18 protein-coding genes are annotated in these 16,119 nt (G+C 43.2%); 4 read left to right on the forward strand and 14 right to left on the reverse strand.

Annotated elements, in window-relative coordinates; translation table 11 throughout:
• Positions 1-4 precede the first annotated feature (4 nt).
• Together MKY28_RS13875 and MKY28_RS13880 are read right to left on the reverse strand one after the other, a co-directional pair.
• Positions 5-1,516 (reverse strand): sugar ABC transporter ATP-binding protein, encoded by a 1,512-nt coding sequence (locus MKY28_RS13875; RefSeq protein ID WP_340936226.1) that lies wholly within the window; start codon positions 1,514-1,516, stop codon positions 5-7.
• A gap of 85 nt (positions 1,517-1,601) precedes the next feature.
• Positions 1,602-2,624, reverse strand: a complete 1,023-nt coding sequence (locus MKY28_RS13880; protein WP_100528760.1) for an ABC transporter substrate-binding protein — start codon at positions 2,622-2,624, stop codon at positions 1,602-1,604.
• A 243-nt stretch (positions 2,625-2,867) separates the two neighbouring features.
• Here MKY28_RS13880 and MKY28_RS13885 point away from each other — a divergent pair, with 243 nt between their 5' ends.
• From MKY28_RS13885 to MKY28_RS13895, 3 genes are read left to right on the forward strand one after another with little or no spacing between them, the layout of a single operon-like run.
• A complete protein-coding gene (locus MKY28_RS13885; protein ID WP_340936227.1) occupies positions 2,868-4,679 on the forward strand; it encodes a cache domain-containing sensor histidine kinase in 1,812 nt (603 codons plus the stop codon).
• 5 nt (positions 4,680-4,684) lie between these two features.
• Positions 4,685-6,274: a response regulator gene (locus tag MKY28_RS13890; RefSeq protein ID WP_340937928.1), complete on the forward strand. Its 1,590-nt coding sequence runs from the start codon at positions 4,685-4,687 to the stop codon at positions 6,272-6,274.
• Entirely contained in the window at positions 6,267-7,232 is a 966-nt protein-coding gene (locus MKY28_RS13895; RefSeq protein ID WP_340936228.1) for a sugar ABC transporter substrate-binding protein, read from the forward strand. Before MKY28_RS13890 ends, MKY28_RS13895 begins: the two co-directional genes overlap by 8 nt.
• A 134-nt stretch (positions 7,233-7,366) precedes the next feature.
• On the opposite strand, the gene MKY28_RS13900 is transcribed toward MKY28_RS13895, so the two are convergent.
• The 6 genes from MKY28_RS13900 to MKY28_RS13925 all read right to left on the reverse strand — a co-directional run bounded on the left by MKY28_RS13900 (position 7,367) and on the right by MKY28_RS13925 (position 11,561).
• Positions 7,367-7,891, reverse strand: coding sequence for a GNAT family N-acetyltransferase (locus tag MKY28_RS13900; protein WP_340937929.1), 525 nt, complete (start codon positions 7,889-7,891; stop codon positions 7,367-7,369).
• A gap of 38 nt (positions 7,892-7,929) precedes the next feature.
• The gene (locus tag MKY28_RS13905; protein WP_340936229.1) at positions 7,930-8,184 is read right to left on the reverse strand and encodes a hypothetical protein; all 255 of its coding nucleotides are present in this window, start codon (positions 8,182-8,184) and stop codon (positions 7,930-7,932) included.
• Between the two features lie 117 nt (positions 8,185-8,301).
• Positions 8,302-8,748: a GNAT family N-acetyltransferase gene (locus MKY28_RS13910; protein WP_100528754.1), complete on the reverse strand. Its 447-nt coding sequence runs from the start codon at positions 8,746-8,748 to the stop codon at positions 8,302-8,304.
• 183 nt (positions 8,749-8,931) lie between these two features.
• On the reverse strand, positions 8,932-9,870 hold the full coding sequence (locus MKY28_RS13915; protein WP_340936230.1) for a hypothetical protein: 939 nt from the start codon (positions 9,868-9,870) through the stop codon (positions 8,932-8,934).
• Positions 9,871-9,912: 42 nt separating this feature from the next.
• Positions 9,913-10,740: a methyltransferase domain-containing protein gene (locus tag MKY28_RS13920; RefSeq protein WP_340936231.1), complete on the reverse strand. Its 828-nt coding sequence runs from the start codon at positions 10,738-10,740 to the stop codon at positions 9,913-9,915.
• A gap of 44 nt (positions 10,741-10,784) precedes the next feature.
• Positions 10,785-11,561: a class I SAM-dependent methyltransferase gene (locus MKY28_RS13925; RefSeq protein WP_340936232.1), complete on the reverse strand. Its 777-nt coding sequence runs from the start codon at positions 11,559-11,561 to the stop codon at positions 10,785-10,787.
• Between the two features lie 157 nt (positions 11,562-11,718).
• Between MKY28_RS13925 and MKY28_RS13930 the strand changes: the two genes are divergently transcribed.
• Positions 11,719-12,168 (forward strand): DUF1569 domain-containing protein, encoded by a 450-nt coding sequence (locus MKY28_RS13930; RefSeq protein ID WP_340936233.1) that lies wholly within the window; start codon positions 11,719-11,721, stop codon positions 12,166-12,168.
• A 59-nt stretch (positions 12,169-12,227) separates the two neighbouring features.
• Here MKY28_RS13930 and MKY28_RS31725 read toward each other — a convergent pair whose 3' ends face one another.
• The 6 genes from MKY28_RS31725 to MKY28_RS13955 form a co-directional block, all read right to left on the reverse strand.
• Entirely contained in the window at positions 12,228-12,563 is a 336-nt protein-coding gene (locus MKY28_RS31725) for an HAD-IA family hydrolase (RefSeq protein WP_445670922.1), read from the reverse strand.
• A 12-nt stretch (positions 12,564-12,575) separates the two neighbouring features.
• A complete protein-coding gene (locus tag MKY28_RS13935; RefSeq protein WP_340936234.1) occupies positions 12,576-13,511 on the reverse strand; it encodes an acetamidase/formamidase family protein in 936 nt (311 codons plus the stop codon).
• A gap of 87 nt (positions 13,512-13,598) precedes the next feature.
• The gene (locus MKY28_RS13940) at positions 13,599-14,078 is read right to left on the reverse strand and encodes a DinB family protein (protein ID WP_340936236.1); all 480 of its coding nucleotides are present in this window, start codon (positions 14,076-14,078) and stop codon (positions 13,599-13,601) included.
• 36 nt (positions 14,079-14,114) lie between these two features.
• The gene (locus MKY28_RS13945) at positions 14,115-14,918 is read right to left on the reverse strand and encodes an aminoglycoside N(3)-acetyltransferase (RefSeq protein WP_340936237.1); all 804 of its coding nucleotides are present in this window, start codon (positions 14,916-14,918) and stop codon (positions 14,115-14,117) included.
• A gap of 134 nt (positions 14,919-15,052) precedes the next feature.
• Complete coding sequence (locus MKY28_RS13950) at positions 15,053-15,511, reverse strand: DUF5662 family protein (protein ID WP_340936238.1); 459 nt, start codon at positions 15,509-15,511, stop codon at positions 15,053-15,055.
• A 50-nt stretch (positions 15,512-15,561) separates the two neighbouring features.
• A complete protein-coding gene (locus MKY28_RS13955) occupies positions 15,562-16,080 on the reverse strand; it encodes a phosphotransferase-like protein (protein WP_340936239.1) in 519 nt (172 codons plus the stop codon).
• Positions 16,081-16,119: the final 39 nt, after the last annotated feature.

Raw genomic sequence — 16,119 nt, forward strand, 5'->3', positions numbered from 1 at the left:
CTCTTTAACCTCCTGCCATTGCTTTCATGATTTGCTGTTGATGGATCTGATCCCCGCTAAGTTCTTGCACTTTTTTGCGGTCCCGGATTACGGCAATCCGGTGGCTGACACGAATCACTTCTTCCAGCTCGGACGAAATGAACAGCACGGCCATGCCCTGCTTCGACAGAGAGAGCACCAGCTTCTGTATTTCAGTCTTGGCACCGATATCAATTCCACGTGTAGGTTCATCGAGAATCAACAGATCGGGGTTCATCAGCAGCCACCGTGCAAGCAACACCTTTTGCTGATTACCGCCGCTCAGATTTTTAATTAAATGCTCCGGGTTTTTCGGATGGATATTTAACAGGTTAATGTACTTTTCGGCGATCTCATCCTGTTTCTTGCGTGAGATTGGTTTGGACCAGCCTCGTGTCGCTTGTAAAGCCAGAATAATGTTCTCCCGAATGGTCAAATCATCGATTATGCCTTCGGTTTTACGGTTCTCGGAGCAAAAAGCAATATTCTGATCAATTGCATGACGCGGCGACTTGACCGTACTTCCTGTATCTACAACGAGCAGCTTGCCTACATCTGAACGATCTGCACCAAAGAAAAGGCGAGCGATCTCGGTACGACCAGACCCCAATAACCCAGCCAAGCCCACGACTTCTCCTTTGCGAATGTCCAGATCAAATGGCTCAATTGCTCCTTTGCGTCCAAGTGCCTTAGCGGTAATTAACAGTTCTCCCGACTCCGCCTGGGCAGCATCCGCTTCCTTCGGAAGCTCCTCAAGCACCTCGAGTTCCTTGCCGATCATCTTGAGAACCAGTTCCATGCGTGGAAGTTCTGCGGCTATGTACTCTCCTTCCAATTCCCCGTTACGGAGCACCGTTAGACGATCCGACATTTCGTATACCTGATCAAGAAAATGAGTAACAAAAAGAATTGCGAGACCTTCACTCTTTAATTTGTGCATAATACGAAACAGTTGCTGAACCTCGTTTTTGTCCAGACTGGATGTGGGTTCATCCAATATGAGCACTTTTGCCGAGATGCTGAGTGCTCTTGCTATTGCAATCAGTTGTTGCATCGCGACCGAGTAGGTCTGTAAAGGAGCCTTAACGTCGATGGACAGATGTAATCTATCTCGCAGAAGGTTCTCCGCATCTTTGTTCATTTGCTTCCAATTGATTTTGCCAAATCGCATCGGCTCCCGACCGATGAAAATATTCTCTGCAACCGTTAAGTTTGGACAGAGATTGACCTCTTGGTAAACGGTACTGATTCCCGCCTTTTGCGCTTCAAGCGGACCGGAGATCGAAAGATCCCGGTTATCCATGGTTACCGTTCCTTCGTCAATGGAATAAACGCCGGTCAGAACTTTAATAAGCGTCGACTTCCCCGCTCCGTTCTCACCCATCAAGGCATGAATCTCGCCCGGAAACAAGCGAAAGCTGACGCTGGATAGCGCTTTAACCCCGGGAAATTGTTTGGTGATGCCTGTCATTTTCAAAATGGGTGCTTGCTCGGCCATATAACCCTCTCCTTTGTTATGGAAAAAAGTCATTTAGCGACAGCCTGGTCGAAAAATGACTTTTCGGTGTTATACGAATCTGCTTTTAATATTCACGTGATGGCAATGCTTCTTTGGCTTGCTCCGATGTGAAGGTCGTCTCATCCGTAACGATTCGGGGTTCGATATCTTTCCCGTCCACTACCGATTGAACCGCTTCCATTAATTGAGGTCCTAACAACGGATTACATTCAACGATAAAGTTGATTTTGCCATCAGCAGCAGCCTGCATACCATCCTTCACGGCATCCACAGAGATAATGGTAATATCTACGCCTGGTTTCAATCCTGCCGCTTCAATGGCCTGGATTGCCCCAAGTGCCATATCGTCATTATGTGCATAGAGAACATCTATTTTTTTATGTGCTTTGAGGAAAGCTTGCATGACTTCTTTGCCTTTGGCACGTGTAAAGTCACCCGATTGTGAAGCAATCACTTTAAGCTTCGAATTGGAAGCAATCAATTCCATAAAGCCCTCTTGACGGTCATTCGCTGGTGCGGAGCCTGTTGTACCCTGCAGCTCAACGATATTGATCTCGTCTTGTGTGTCCTTGTATTGATCACTAAGCCACTGACCTGCTTTGCGTCCTTCTTCTACAAAGTCGGAGCCAATAAAGGTTTTGTAGAGGGTTTTATCCGGGGAATCCACAGCGCGGTCCGTCAAAATCACGGGAATGCCTGCATCCTTCGCTTCCTTCAATACGGTATCCCAACCGGATTCTACAACAGGGGAAAAAGCAATCACCGTCACCTTCTGTTGTATGAAGGATCGCAAAGCTTTAATTTGATTTTCCTGCTTCTGCTGCGCATCGGAGAATTTCAAATCATAACCCGCTTCTTTGGCTGAATCCTGAATCGACTTGGTATTCGCCGAACGCCAGCCACTCTCCGCACCAACCTGCGAAAAACCAAGCGTAATTGTTTTGGCGCTGGCAGGTGTACTGCCATTCCCACTCGTTGAAGTTTCATTATCGGAGCCTGCTCCTCCATTGGTACTGCTACATGCCGTGCTGACCAGCATCACCATAGCCAATGTTATGGCAAGTCCCCACTTTTTTTTGGTTCGCATGTTGTGATCCTCCCTTTTTTCGTTTCACCTTGTGGTGTGACCACATTATAGAACGCTTTCATTCCGAGCTTATATGGAGTCTCATACTTTATTTATGTAATAATTTAGTAATTTCAAGAAATGGAGTTTAAAAAGTGTAATTTCTTTGTTTAATTGTGTAGTATTTAGCGATTCTCTTACATATTAGAAAATCATGTTATACTAATGATACATTTTTGATCCCTTCAGATGGAGTGGAATACGTTGAAACTCATTCAATGGATTGCTTCAAGCCTCAGGCTTAAATTACTCAGCATGTTTATTATCCTCAGTTCAGTGCCACTGATCGTGGTTGGATTGATTTCTTACCACAAATCCTATACGGTCGTATCCAATCATAATAAGGCCTCGACACAGCTGGTTGCCGACCAGCTTGCCAGGAACATTGACATCTTGTTTGAGGATACGGAACGGCTGCTCGAACTGGGCAAGAACCCGCAAGTGCTTCAATACTTGTATTCTCAATCGGAGTCCTACCCAGAAGCCAAAGCCATCCTTCAGACATACAATCTTTATCGGGAAACCTACAAGTATGACAAGGTACTTAATATCTCGTTCGTGAATTTCTATGGAAAAGGCATAAGTGAACGAAAAGGCGTGTTCAAGCTGGAACGAAATCCGCTGCGTAACCCGTACTTCAAGTATCTGATACAGTATCCGGATGCCATTCTGCGCATCCCTCATTCTGCAGCCTATGCCGAATATAACAGGCTGGATGGGTTTGCTTACCCCAAACAGAATGCGCTTTCAATTATAACCACGGTCAAAGAGCGAATTACGCATGAGGTCATCGGGTTCATAGTAATTGATTTGAATGATTCATTCATTGATGATTTTTTGACGAATACCCCCATTAAGGATTCCGGTTTTTTCTATATTAGTGATCAATACGGAAATACACTCTTCAGGCCGGATGTCACCCCGGCATCCATAACCATGATGGATCAGATCCGATCGGTCCCTTTACATCTACAGCACGACAGCTTTATCCTGTCTGCAGGATCCAAACCCCAGTTTGTTGTATACAGCACCTCAAAACAGACCGGATGGAAAATGATCGGGGTAGCTCCTTATCAGGAAATCATTGCAGAGGCCAATAGCATTCGCCAATTGATCATCATTACCGTTTTGTTAAGTGCTTTCTTTGCGATATCGTTATATTTTTTCCTGAATAACCGACTGATTCTTCCCATCCGAATTCTGATGAACAAGATGCGTAAAGCTGCAAACGGTTACTTAGAAGCCAAAGTCACACCACACGGCTCGGACGAAATTGCTGATCTGGGCAAAAGTTTCAATGTGATGCTGGATAAGCTCAAAATGCTAATTGAAAAGAGCATTCGAGAGAATGAACAGGTGAAAATAGCTGAACTACGTACGTTGCAAGCTCAGATCAACCCTCATTTCCTGTATAACACGTTGGAGTCTATTCTGTGGATGGCTGAAGCAGAGAAAAAAGAAAATGTAATCAAACTTGTGAAAGCCCTCTCGAAGTTCTTTCGTTTGAGTCTGAACAAAGGATTCGACTGGGTATCCATTCAAACCGAGCTTGAACATGCGCGGAGTTACTTGGTTATTCAACAGATGAGGTACCACGATATTCTCACCTACGAGATCAGCGTTGATCGTGAGCTTCAGGATTATCCCATTTTGAAAATGACGCTACAGCCCCTGATTGAAAACGCGCTCTACCATGGGATCAAGAACAAACGCGGTCAAGGGCTAATATCCATACACGGATATGTAGAGGACAATAGCATCATTCTGACCGTACAGGATAACGGAATTGGAATGTCTGCGGATCGATTGGCACAATTACGTGAAGAGCTGGAGAAGCCGGCCGGTTCCCGTTCACCCCAAGATGACGAGCAGGAAGGCGGATTTGGTCTGCTCAATGTACATCACCGGATTCGACTCTATTTTGGACCAGCTTATGGCGTTGAAATGGAGAGTACCTATATGGAAGGCAGCACATTTATGATTCGTATCCCCAAAAGCAAGGAGGTTAACCGTTGAAAAAGGTGATGATTGTGGATGACGAAATTGGAATTCGGGAGAATATACGGAGCTGCATTGATTGGGAAAAGGAAGGTTTTCACTATTGCGGGGATGCACCCGACGGCGAGCTTGCGTTACCTTTAATTCATGAATGGGCTCCGGATATTCTGATTACGGATATCAAAATGCCATTTATGAACGGATTGGAACTGACCTCCATCGTTCGCACTCAACAACCTGATATCAAAATCATTATCATGAGCGGTCATGATGAATTCAGTTATGCCCAGGAGGCTATCCGACTTGGTGTGACCGAGTACTGTCTAAAGCCCATTAGTGCAGCAGAGCTAATCCAAATGCTTCATAAGGTCAGCAAACAAATGGATGAAGAACATCAACGCATGACAAACCGGACGATCACCAAAGAAAAACTGCTGGCCGATCTGTGCGGAGGACTCATCGGTACAACCGATGCGATTGAATCAGCCAAACAACTCTCACTTCCACTCTCGGCCCGGTATTATACAATTGTCATTATCGACGTTCGATTAACAGATGACTCCCGGGACCCGGAATCCCTGATGAAGAAGCTGCTTCCCATACTGGAGGAAACTCGTGATACCCACGTTGAACTTCTTCCTTATATTCGAAGCCGGACCGAGTTGGTGCTTCTGCTCAAGTATCACTCCGATGACAGCATATCCGTATATCTGGAGCAGCTTCGCGGGCGGGTTCGTATGGAACTTGAGCATACGTTCAAATGTAACATTATTCTGGGCATTGGCAGTCAACAGGAGCGGCTGCAAGGAATTCATGTCTCGTATCTGGAAGCGGAGGAGGATAAATATATTAATCGACTCACCCTTCAGAACAGAGCTTCTCTACATGACATTAACCTGGATGAGCAAACGACTCTTTTTCTCGACAGGAATTCGTTTCTTGAATTTCTCAAAATCGGCAGCCCCAATCTGCGTGACCATTTTGTGCAAGAGTTTGCCGCTCCATTACAGTCCTTCGACTGGAAGTCCTCCTCGTATGGCTTCTATTTGTTGAATGATCTTACGCTGGAGTCGTTTCGGCTCGCGAATCAGTTGTTCCGCATGAGTGACCATTCGGATGAGAACATTACTTCCCTGCAACAGACGATTCGGAAGATTACGTGCTGGGAGGATTGTACCCAATATCTGTGTTCCCTGCTTAACCTTTTATGGCAGAGAAGAGCAGCGTGCTCTGGAAAATACAGTGATGTCATTGATCAGGTGAAAGCCTATGTATCCCGTGAATACAATAACGAACAGGTCTCGTTGAAGATGATTTCTGCACACGTCAGAATCAGTCCAAGTCATCTAAGCAAGATTTTCAGTCAGGAAACTGGTCAAACGATAACGGAGTATCTAACCCAGATTCGAATCGGCAAAGCCAAGGAGCTGCTGAAAACAACCAACAACAAAACCTTTGAGATTGCTTACAAAGTTGGTTACAACGACTCTCATTACTTTTCTAATATATTCAAGAAAACAACCGGTTTTACGCCAAGAGAATACCGAACTCAAGGAACCGAGGAATCGCAGGCCAGACCATTAGATATGAGAAAAGAGTCAATGTATGAATAAAGCCAGATTTGCACTTTTACTTACACTAATCCTTCTGTTCCCGATGATCATTTCATCCGGTTCGGCACACATTCGCCCACAGCAGATGGATGCAACACTTCCTGCGACTCCACCTGTAGACAAAACTGCAGCGAGCAAAACTTTCGGTATTATCTATCCAATGACGTATCCAACCTATGAGATGATCACGAAGGATGCAACGGAGTATGCAGGGAAACACAATATCACGTTAATTGTAAACGCACCTGATGAAGCCAATACCGAACAACAGATCCGTATCATGGAGAATATGATCAAACAGCATGTGGACGGGATCGCTATATCTCCTGTGGATGCTGCTGCACTTGCACCCGTTATTGATGCAGCCCAAGCTGCGGGTATTCCTGTCATTACATTTGAGTCAGATGTCCCATCCAGTCATCGAATCGCTTATGTGGGCGCCGATAACTATCGCACTGGCCAGCAGTTCGCGATGACGACTACAAGACTTCTGCATAATCAAGGCATGATTCTTGTCGAGAATGGTTTGGAGGAGATGCAAGGTTTGCAACAGCGGCTTAATGGATTCATTGATTATATCCGCAGTGAAACAGACATCGAAATCTTGGAAGTTCGTTATCATCAAGGGAATGAAGATCAAGCCATGTCCGATATGGAGAACATGATTCAGGCTCACCCTCACTTCAATGCCATTATCGGGCTCGATTTTGTTTCTGTCTCTGCCTCTACCCTGATCTGGAAAGCAAAAGGCCTTAACCGGCATTTAATCGCGTTCGGTGATAGCCCGACTAGTGAAAACGGGTTGCTCAACGGTCAATTGTCTGCCGTTATTTCGCAGAATGAAGGAGTCTGGGGTACCAAAATGATGGAGACCCTGTTACTCGCTAGCGATGGTGTGCCTGTGAAGGAATTTATTGATACGGGGATCATTGAAATAAACCAGGAAGGAAGTAATTAAGGGGAGGTCCTACTGTCATTCTGATGACAGTAGGACCTCCCCTTTTAAATTTTCGTACACGTAGTTATTACATCCGTTCATCGAAGTGTTTCTCAAGAAAGATGATTCTCAAGTATGATGATCCTTTTGAGAAGTCATTTTTTCCATTCGTTTTCTAATATGCTCATCTCGATAAGATTCCAGAATGTATCTTCATATCTTCTCGCATCACGAATAAGTCCTTCTTGTACAAAGCCCGCTTTTTCATAACATCGGATGGCTGAGACATTAAAATCAAATACGCCCAGACTGATCCGGTGCAACTTCTCCTCTTCAAATCCAATTCGAAGTGCCTCATCGATCATTTGCTTTCCATAACCTTTACCCTGATATGGCTTGCCAAGTAGCACCTTACCGATACGCCCTGAACGATTATATCGATCGATACCGCCAAGAGCAATATGACCCACAATCTCCTGAGTTGATTCATCCATCGCTTTATAAATGAACTTATTTGAAGTGTTCTTATCATTGGCACCCTGCAAATAATCCGATAGTTGCTCTCTGGAAAGTGGATATTGGAACTGAGGGCCGGCCCACTGGAGCAAAAATGCTTCATCCCCACTCCATTCGATCAGTTGATCAAAATCTTCCGGTTCAAAGTATTGAAATGTAATAATGTGTATCCGCCCCTTCTTTTTTTATGTCATATCATAACCTATTTCAGTTCTCTTGTATCGTCATAATTATGAGTTTCATCAAACGCTCTGTTTCTTATATTCATTTCACGAATGTAGTTTCTGACAACATTCATTGTACTAATTAAACAGATAACTCCACCCAAAATACATATCGCGGCTATCCAATAATTCAGTACAAGATTCACTTGATAAGCACTCGAATCATAACTGCCAGCTGCTGCTGCTGACTGGAATGCTGCATACCCTAGCTTAGGAATCACCTCTTCAATCATTTTCGAGATTGTAATAATCACAATTCCCAGCACGATAAAGAGTAATTAGAAAATAATGTGTATATGCTTCAAAGACAAGCTACCTCCTTTACAATCCAAATCGCGTGTGTTTTGGCACTACTTGCATCTTAGAAGCCGAACGACTTCGCCATCAATCAGCCCTTCACTTACGCTGTGAAAACCAAATGATTCATACAGATTTCCGGCGATACCATTTTCCGGCCTGTGTCCAATCATGATGCGTTTGCAATTCAGCGATTCTTTCATTAGATCAATCAACTTCCTAAGCGCTTCTCTTCCATAACCTCTGCCCTGATATTTTGTATCTATCATTAGAGCAAGAAGCCAGTAGTTATCCTCATGATCGGGCTTATCTGAGTACACAGCAAAACCAACCAGATCCGAATCATAATAGATGGCCATGGGTCGAAAATCGGTCACGACCTTGGATTCAGCAATCCAATATACAACTGGCGCGGGAAAACTTTTTCTCTGCTCTTCAGTTACATCCAGTTGGGTGCAAGCATACCAATTATCCACCGACACACGTTTTAAATGAATCATAAATTGAAATTCCTCCTAGTGAAAATTACACAGAGGAATCCCTCGGAACCCTTCCCCTGGGTCCTCTGCGCTAGACAAAAACACCTCTGGCAACTTCATTTCTTCTACTCGGATTTGTAATGTTTCTCATATCACATCACTCCTTTCATGTTGTTGTGCAGGCCTATTGCGACTTAAATCACCTCATGCTAAACCTTTGATCTCTAATAATTTAGGAGTATGTTTCACAAGGTCCGCTATTTCATAAGATGCATTAGCTGCTAATGCATCTTTAACTGCCTTAGCCCCTCTTGTCTTCCAGATCGAATATATACATTTGGAAAAACCATATGCATTCACGTGGTGACCCCGTTCCTGTATCTGCATAAACAATTTAACACTTTCCTCATACCTTTCGATATCCGTTAAAATACAGGCCAAATTGTTTAACGCAATGTTGATATCTCTCTGCGAATTTCTGGAGGCATTAATATCCTCCCAGCTGCCTACCACTTCATCTTTTCTTGAAATGCTCAGTGCTCCATCATTGATTTCATCAATCCAGTCCATCGTTTCGTTCAAAAGAGCTTCGACTCCCGCAACCTCCCCGGCATGATACAGATAGGCCAGACGCTGTTTGTTGTATGTAATTCGGGCAAAAAGAATATTGGACCATGTCTCATCTTCTTGTATAAGCTGGTTCATATTTTCAAGCACACTGTCCATTTCACTGTATCTCTCCAAAACCCAAAGCGAACCACCCAAAGCCCGATGACTCTCGAACCGAACACCTCGGTTGGTATCCAACTTCGGGGCATGATCACAAGCATACTGGTACCAATCCATCCAATGATCAAAGTAGTTCCCCAGAGATAATGACAACGCTTGTGTCGAATCCGAAACGATCCAGTGTAACTGCTCCGGGGCGAGGTTTTTTCTCCCCCATTCGAAGAATTCCCGGTGATTGGCATAAAGCGGTTCCGGCTCTCTTAACAAGGCATAACCATCTGAAATATTCCAGTAGACCCAGCCTCGTTCATGGACAGACAATTTCCTGGATTGTTCGAAGTTTTTCAGTAACTCAATCGTACCCTGATGATCCCCTCGAACTACTAATTCCTGAAAAGAATGAACGATATTCATCCCCATCCTCCGTCCTTAATTAGTTTCAATTCAGCTATTCAGCTATGTCAATGGCTTTGTGCCGCAAGCTGTAATGAAATTCATCATGGCATAGGCTTCCGGCGAATGATTTATCGCTTCAGAAGCTTGTTGCAGCTGAGCAAATTCCTCCGAACTGATCACACCTTTTTCAGCAAAATGTACAAAACGATTAAGATTAAACTGGTGCTTAAACCCTTCTATGCCTAACAGATCACTATGTTGAAGGACAGAATCAATGTCAACATCGATGTATCCGCTCTCAGAAAGGAGACGCGGCAGACTTCTACCAATTAAACGATTACCGCCGTGTTGTGCTACATAGTTCGAAATTTTCATTAATACCGTATGCAAAGCAGGAACATCAGGATTCACTGCTCCAAAAACGCCGTCATCCACATCAATAATAGCAAGACGGCCACCAGGCTTCAGTACACGATATATCTCTTGTGCAGCTTCGTCAGGATTGTTCAAATGAAGAAAGATAAGTCTTGCCACGACAAAATCAAAAGAATCATCAGGCAGATCCATCTGGTAGATGGAAGACTCTACAAATTGTAATCGCTTGGAAGGAATATCTTTCAGCCGTTCTTTGGCTTGTCCTTGCAGCGAATGATCAATCTCAAGCGAGGTAAGCTCGCTGTCCGGCAGGCTGTTCAATAATTGCTCTGTAATGTAACCTGGTCCGCTTCCGACCTCCAATAGACGCATTCCATTTTTCAAACCATACCATTCTAGATTTCGGAATTCTTTGGACCACCCCATTATCGCCTGCATCTTTAACCTCTCTAATTCCTCTTGTAAGCTTAACACTGCCGTTTGGATACTGTATGTTGAACGCGGATCACTCATATATTCTCTCCTGTTCTTAAGTAGAATAATAAAAACATATATTCTTAGACCTTTTTCTTCCCTAGAAAAAGCGCAACCTTATGTTGTTTCTCTATCGTTCCACCTGCAGCATCAATGGAATGTTTGATTCGCTCTAGAAGTGAACGCCGAACATCAATAGAAAGCTGCTGATGTTTGGAGTTGGTATTTAATAAAGCGACATATTCTTCGCTGGAGCAAGTCTGTATCCAGTTATACTCCTTAACCTCAATATCCGTGAACAAGCCGGATTTTTCTGTTATTTCTTTACGCTCCTGGATAACTTCATCTGGCGAAGGATAGTGCGAATCATCGAGATGAGGGGATAATGCTGTGTAGTGGGAACGAATTTCATTGTGCAGCTGGTCATAGACCGGTACATGAATCGTCCAGAAAAGTCCAATGCCGCCTGTATTCTCTAGCAATTCCCAAGCCCGGTGGTAACCGACCTCCGGATCAATGAAGTGAAAGGCCGTTCCTGACACAATCAATTGAAATCGCTTTCCTTCGTTATTCCAGTCCTCAAAGGAAGTGTTGATTACTTGAATCGATGGATATGATTTGAATTTGTCTGCGGTGAACTGTGCCAAGTTGTTGCCTAATTCAATACACGTGATGTTTGTATAATCCTTGCTCACCAATCCGCCTGTGGCCTGCCCCGTTCCGCAGCCAATCTCAAGAATGGAACCCTCTTTACTAAGATTCAGGTATGTAAAAATCTCATCAAACATTTCACTCGGATAAAGGGGTCTATATCGTTCATATTCATGTGTTACGAGATTAAACGTTTCCTTATTTTCCAAGTTCGCATCCTCCGATTTCAATTGTGATTTTCCTATAACACATTGACTAAACTTACCATATCTTATTATTCTTGATAGTAAGAGGATAAACCTTTCAATAAGAGAATGATGATAGTTTAAGTTCAAATTTTATATCCTGGAGGAATGAGGTGTTCTTGTGAAAAGTATATTTGATACGATGAATGCTGCTGAAATTACAGAGCGCATGGATCAACTTAGTGAAAAATCCATCCCTGAATGGGGCACGATGCAGGTCTCTCAAATGCTGGCTCACTGTTCAGCATTTCATGATCTCCCCTTAGGAAATGCTTTTCCACCTAGAGGATTACTTGGAAGACTTATAGGACGGTTCGCAAAACCAATGTTTTATAATGACAAGCCCTTGCCCCATAATATGTCTACGATCCCGACAATCATTATTGATGACCAACGACAGTTTATGGCAGAAAAAGAAAAGCTTGAGCAGCAGATTAATATCTTTCAACAAGGTGCTTCAGAAAATTTCTCCCGCCACCCCCATCCCTTCTTCGGAAAATTAACAGCCGAGCAATGGGGTAAGGGCATATACAAGCATTTAGATCATCATCTAAAGCAATTTGGAGTTTAGCGGTTATGCACGGTGTGCCAGTTATGCATGCTGTTCTATTACTGTTTCTGGATTACATTCTAAATTAGCAATGACTCAACTTCATTAACCCAATCTCCTTCTTCGTCAGCCAGTAAAGTCTTCCAACCAAGTAGCTTAGCAGAATGTAAATTTTTCTCTTGATCATCTATAAATAGAACCTCTTCTCCAGCTGCCAGGAGGGTTTTGACCCGTTGGTATATCTCAATCTCAGGTTTGCATAAACCCACTTGATTAGAGATGGTTACACTTTTGGTAAATGAGCTTAAACAGCTCAGATTCGGCTCAATCCATTCCTTACAATGATTGCTGAGTAGATGGATATCTGCGAACTCACTCCATCGCTCAAGGTATTGAGCGGCTGGTAAGGGAACAATTGAATTGTATAGTCACTTAAAAGCGTCATGCGGAAGGACAGCATGTACACCCTTAACGCCATTCACAATTTGGGTGATACGCAGGTCAATTACCGCGCTTCCAAGTGCAATCGCTTCCACTCGATCTAGTCCGTACAACTCACCCATCAGATTGAGCATCCCGTCTAATGCTTGAACCGTAGCCTCATTAAGATCTTCATGAAAACCGAAGGTAAGCCAGCCGGATGGCGTATGTGCACGAGGATTGGTCAAAATCATATCATCAATCACGTTGATCGTGATATCCACAACCTCCATTGGACATTCGATGGCCTGACAGCTGACTTCACCGTCTCCCTGCCGTGCATGACCATCACCAATCGCGAGATAACCTCCGTCTACGGGGATAAGTAAATATAATTTACTTCCCTGCACCAGTTCCTTGCAGTCGATGTTTCCTCCACAATAGCGAGGCGGCCAAGTCGTATGAATTCCACCTGACTCTGGCGGCATACCCACTACACCCATAAACGGCGAGAGAGATACCGTGAAGGATTTCCCGTGTACTTCACAGGTTCCATTCATCGTTTGGCGATCAAGTGTCCAGTTCAGCGACAGTTCTTCAACCTCTGTTAGATGTAACTTATGGTTCTGCCAGTTGGGATATCCGCCAGCGGAAGTAAACCCGTAAGTCCCGGGTACGATCTCATTGAAAATAATCTCCAACGTCTGTCCTTGCTTCGCCTCATCGATATAGATCGGACCGATTAAGGCATGACCTCCATCTTTTTCACCTTGACGCTCAAAAGGTTTCATGCGTTCCACATAACTCACACCCGTTCCCCAGCCCGCATCCAGCGTCTGAAAACGAATAGAGTCACCAGATTTCACGCTCAAAATGGGGGTTACCTCATTAGTAAATGAACCGATCAGATTTTCCTGAGTTAATTCAATCGTATGACTACTCACTACAATCCCTCCCTGGTTTGGGATACATATTATATTCAGAGCAAGCAACATGCTGTATTCCGTGTCACCCCCTGCCTGCTAAATCCTTTACGCTTCAAGGTTGGCAAGATATTTCTTCAACGGTTCCATATGATGCTGGTCATGCCATATAAAATCTTTAAGGTATTGGGGAATATAAAATACGTTCCCCTCTGCGTCCAAATACGTCTGATGAAGCTGTTCCTCCGATAACCCTCGAATGTCATTCATAATTTTATGGCGGTACGTGATAGCCTTGTTTACGATTTCGGACGTCTCTGTGCGGTTACCAAATTCAATAGCTTTGCGATTAAACTCTTCAAAATTCATATGTTTCAACGTAACTGGCTGCTTCAGAGCAATCTTCTCAATCGCTTCCTTGTAAAAATATCGGTCCCATAACATGATATGAGTGACGATGGATTTTATCGTCCATTTCCCTTCTTCCATGCTGGAATTCCAGGTCTTCTCTTCAAGATGATTCATCGTCTTGACAAACACCGTCCATTCTTCAAAAGTTTGAAGCAAATGTTCAATCTCTTTAGTCATGATTACATTTCCCCCTTCTATCTTTTTTGAAATGATTCACTGCTCGATATGTTCTCTTCGGTTACGATTCATCCATCCCAAAGCATAATCAATCATCTCTCTTTGGGGTATCAGATAACTCACAGATTCCCCTACCATTCCTTCGGTAACAGCGTTAGTCTGGATCTTAAACTCATTAAAAATCAATTCAAAATCATCTGATTCATTGTTAATATCATCGTATGTAGTCCATTGCTCAATTCCATCCACCAGCATTTTTACTCCCCAGACTTTTGGCTTAACAAATGAATTCTGCTGTTTATATTCGGCCAGGTGCAAGGAGGTGTTACTATTTGTAGGCGCACCAAGTAACAGAATGTATCCACTCAAATCATAGATTTTTCCTAACGGAGATTTCTCATTTAATGCATAATGCAAGTTGTGATCTTCCATTATCCGTTTGGCCTCTTTCCCCCAGGCAGCAAAAGACATGTGCGGATGTGAGCTTCGAAACACACCATCTTGCCTCCGAAACACCTCAGGAATGATGCCCATATACGAGGTTGGTGTTAAATCAGGATAATAAATAGGCATGTTGTCTTTGATGAACTCAATTTCATCTGAAGACAGGTTCGCGTCATGCTCTGAAGGTTCACAAAGATGTTCTGTTTGAGTGGGCATGACAATGGTTCCATTGGTTCCAACGGCTTCTTCCAGAGCTAAAATAACACTTACCGGGCCACCTATAACCTTACCTATTGCTTTGAAGGAGGAATGAACAGTTATCGTCATGCCCTTCTTAACACCTAAGCCTCTTAAATCATTAATGAGCGTACTTTTTGTAATTCCACCTGTTATCATATGAACTTTTCATCCCATGCTGTATTGATAATTCCCAGTCTAACATTCCATTCTTTCAGCTTTTTTCGTTTTACGGCAGCCCGCTCTCCTATGGCCAATTCCAAAAACCGCATATCATTTTGGATCATCATTATTCACCTCTCTAATAAGTACTGCATAAGCGATTCTCTCGTCATTGGATGCAGAATAACATCTTCCGAGTTCATCATACGTTCTGCCAAATTGGAATCTTTGACTCTGCGGCCCCATTTTCTTGAAAAAGATCTCCAGTCACATACCATTTCTATAAAATATTTTTTTGGCATAGGCAAAGCTTCTTTTGTAGTTCTGTTTACAATCCAATACTCCCAATGATGTTTATTATGATTCTGGTGATGTAACCATGCGTTCTTCCATCTTAGTTCTGTATCTTCATCTTTACGGCCCCCATAAAACTTGATTGCATAAGGGATAAATTCTTGAGGACAAAACTTGGATAAATCATGAAGCAGCCCTTGTACATATAAACCTTCATGCCAGCACTCGATTAAAACATTCAATTTATGTTCAGTTACATATAAAAAGTACCTCCAATATGAAGAAACCAATGTCATCCACACCCCCAGCTTCTTTTTACATTCTCTTTAATTCATACAGTGAACCCCTATTCACTTTTAAACAGCGTATTTATAATCATCTCGGCACATTCTTCAGGTGTATGCACACTCGTATCCACCGAGAAACTATACTGAATGTCGGAAGCCATGATTTGATGCTGCTCATCCGATTGCTCTTCTCTTCGATCCCCACGTTCAATGTTCCGCTGACGGCATATGTCGAGGGGGCAATATAACTCAACGATATCCAGTGGATACCCTTCAAAAATCTGTTTGACTTGTTCATAATGCGGCGCGAGCTCCGGTCTTTCCACAAGAATACCATCAATCAGAACATGCTTTCCATGGTCTGAAAATACTTTTGCCGTATGATACATCATTACAATCGCTTCACTCAGATACTTCCAGTAATCCGTCTGAAGATGTTTATCACCAATCGTATTTTCAAATAAATCATTAGCCACAACATAGAAAAACGGATCATCGTATGATTGCATCGCCTCTACAATTGAAGTTTTACCAGAGCTGGTTACACCGTTCAAAAATATAATTTTGCCTTTTTCCATGATAGTCATCTTCCTTTGCTTAAGTATAATTTCATAAAT

Origin of the sequence: Paenibacillus sp. FSL R5-0473, from assembly GCF_038004565.1 — a bacterium.
Classification (GTDB): domain Bacteria; phylum Bacillota; class Bacilli; order Paenibacillales; family Paenibacillaceae; genus Paenibacillus; species Paenibacillus amylolyticus.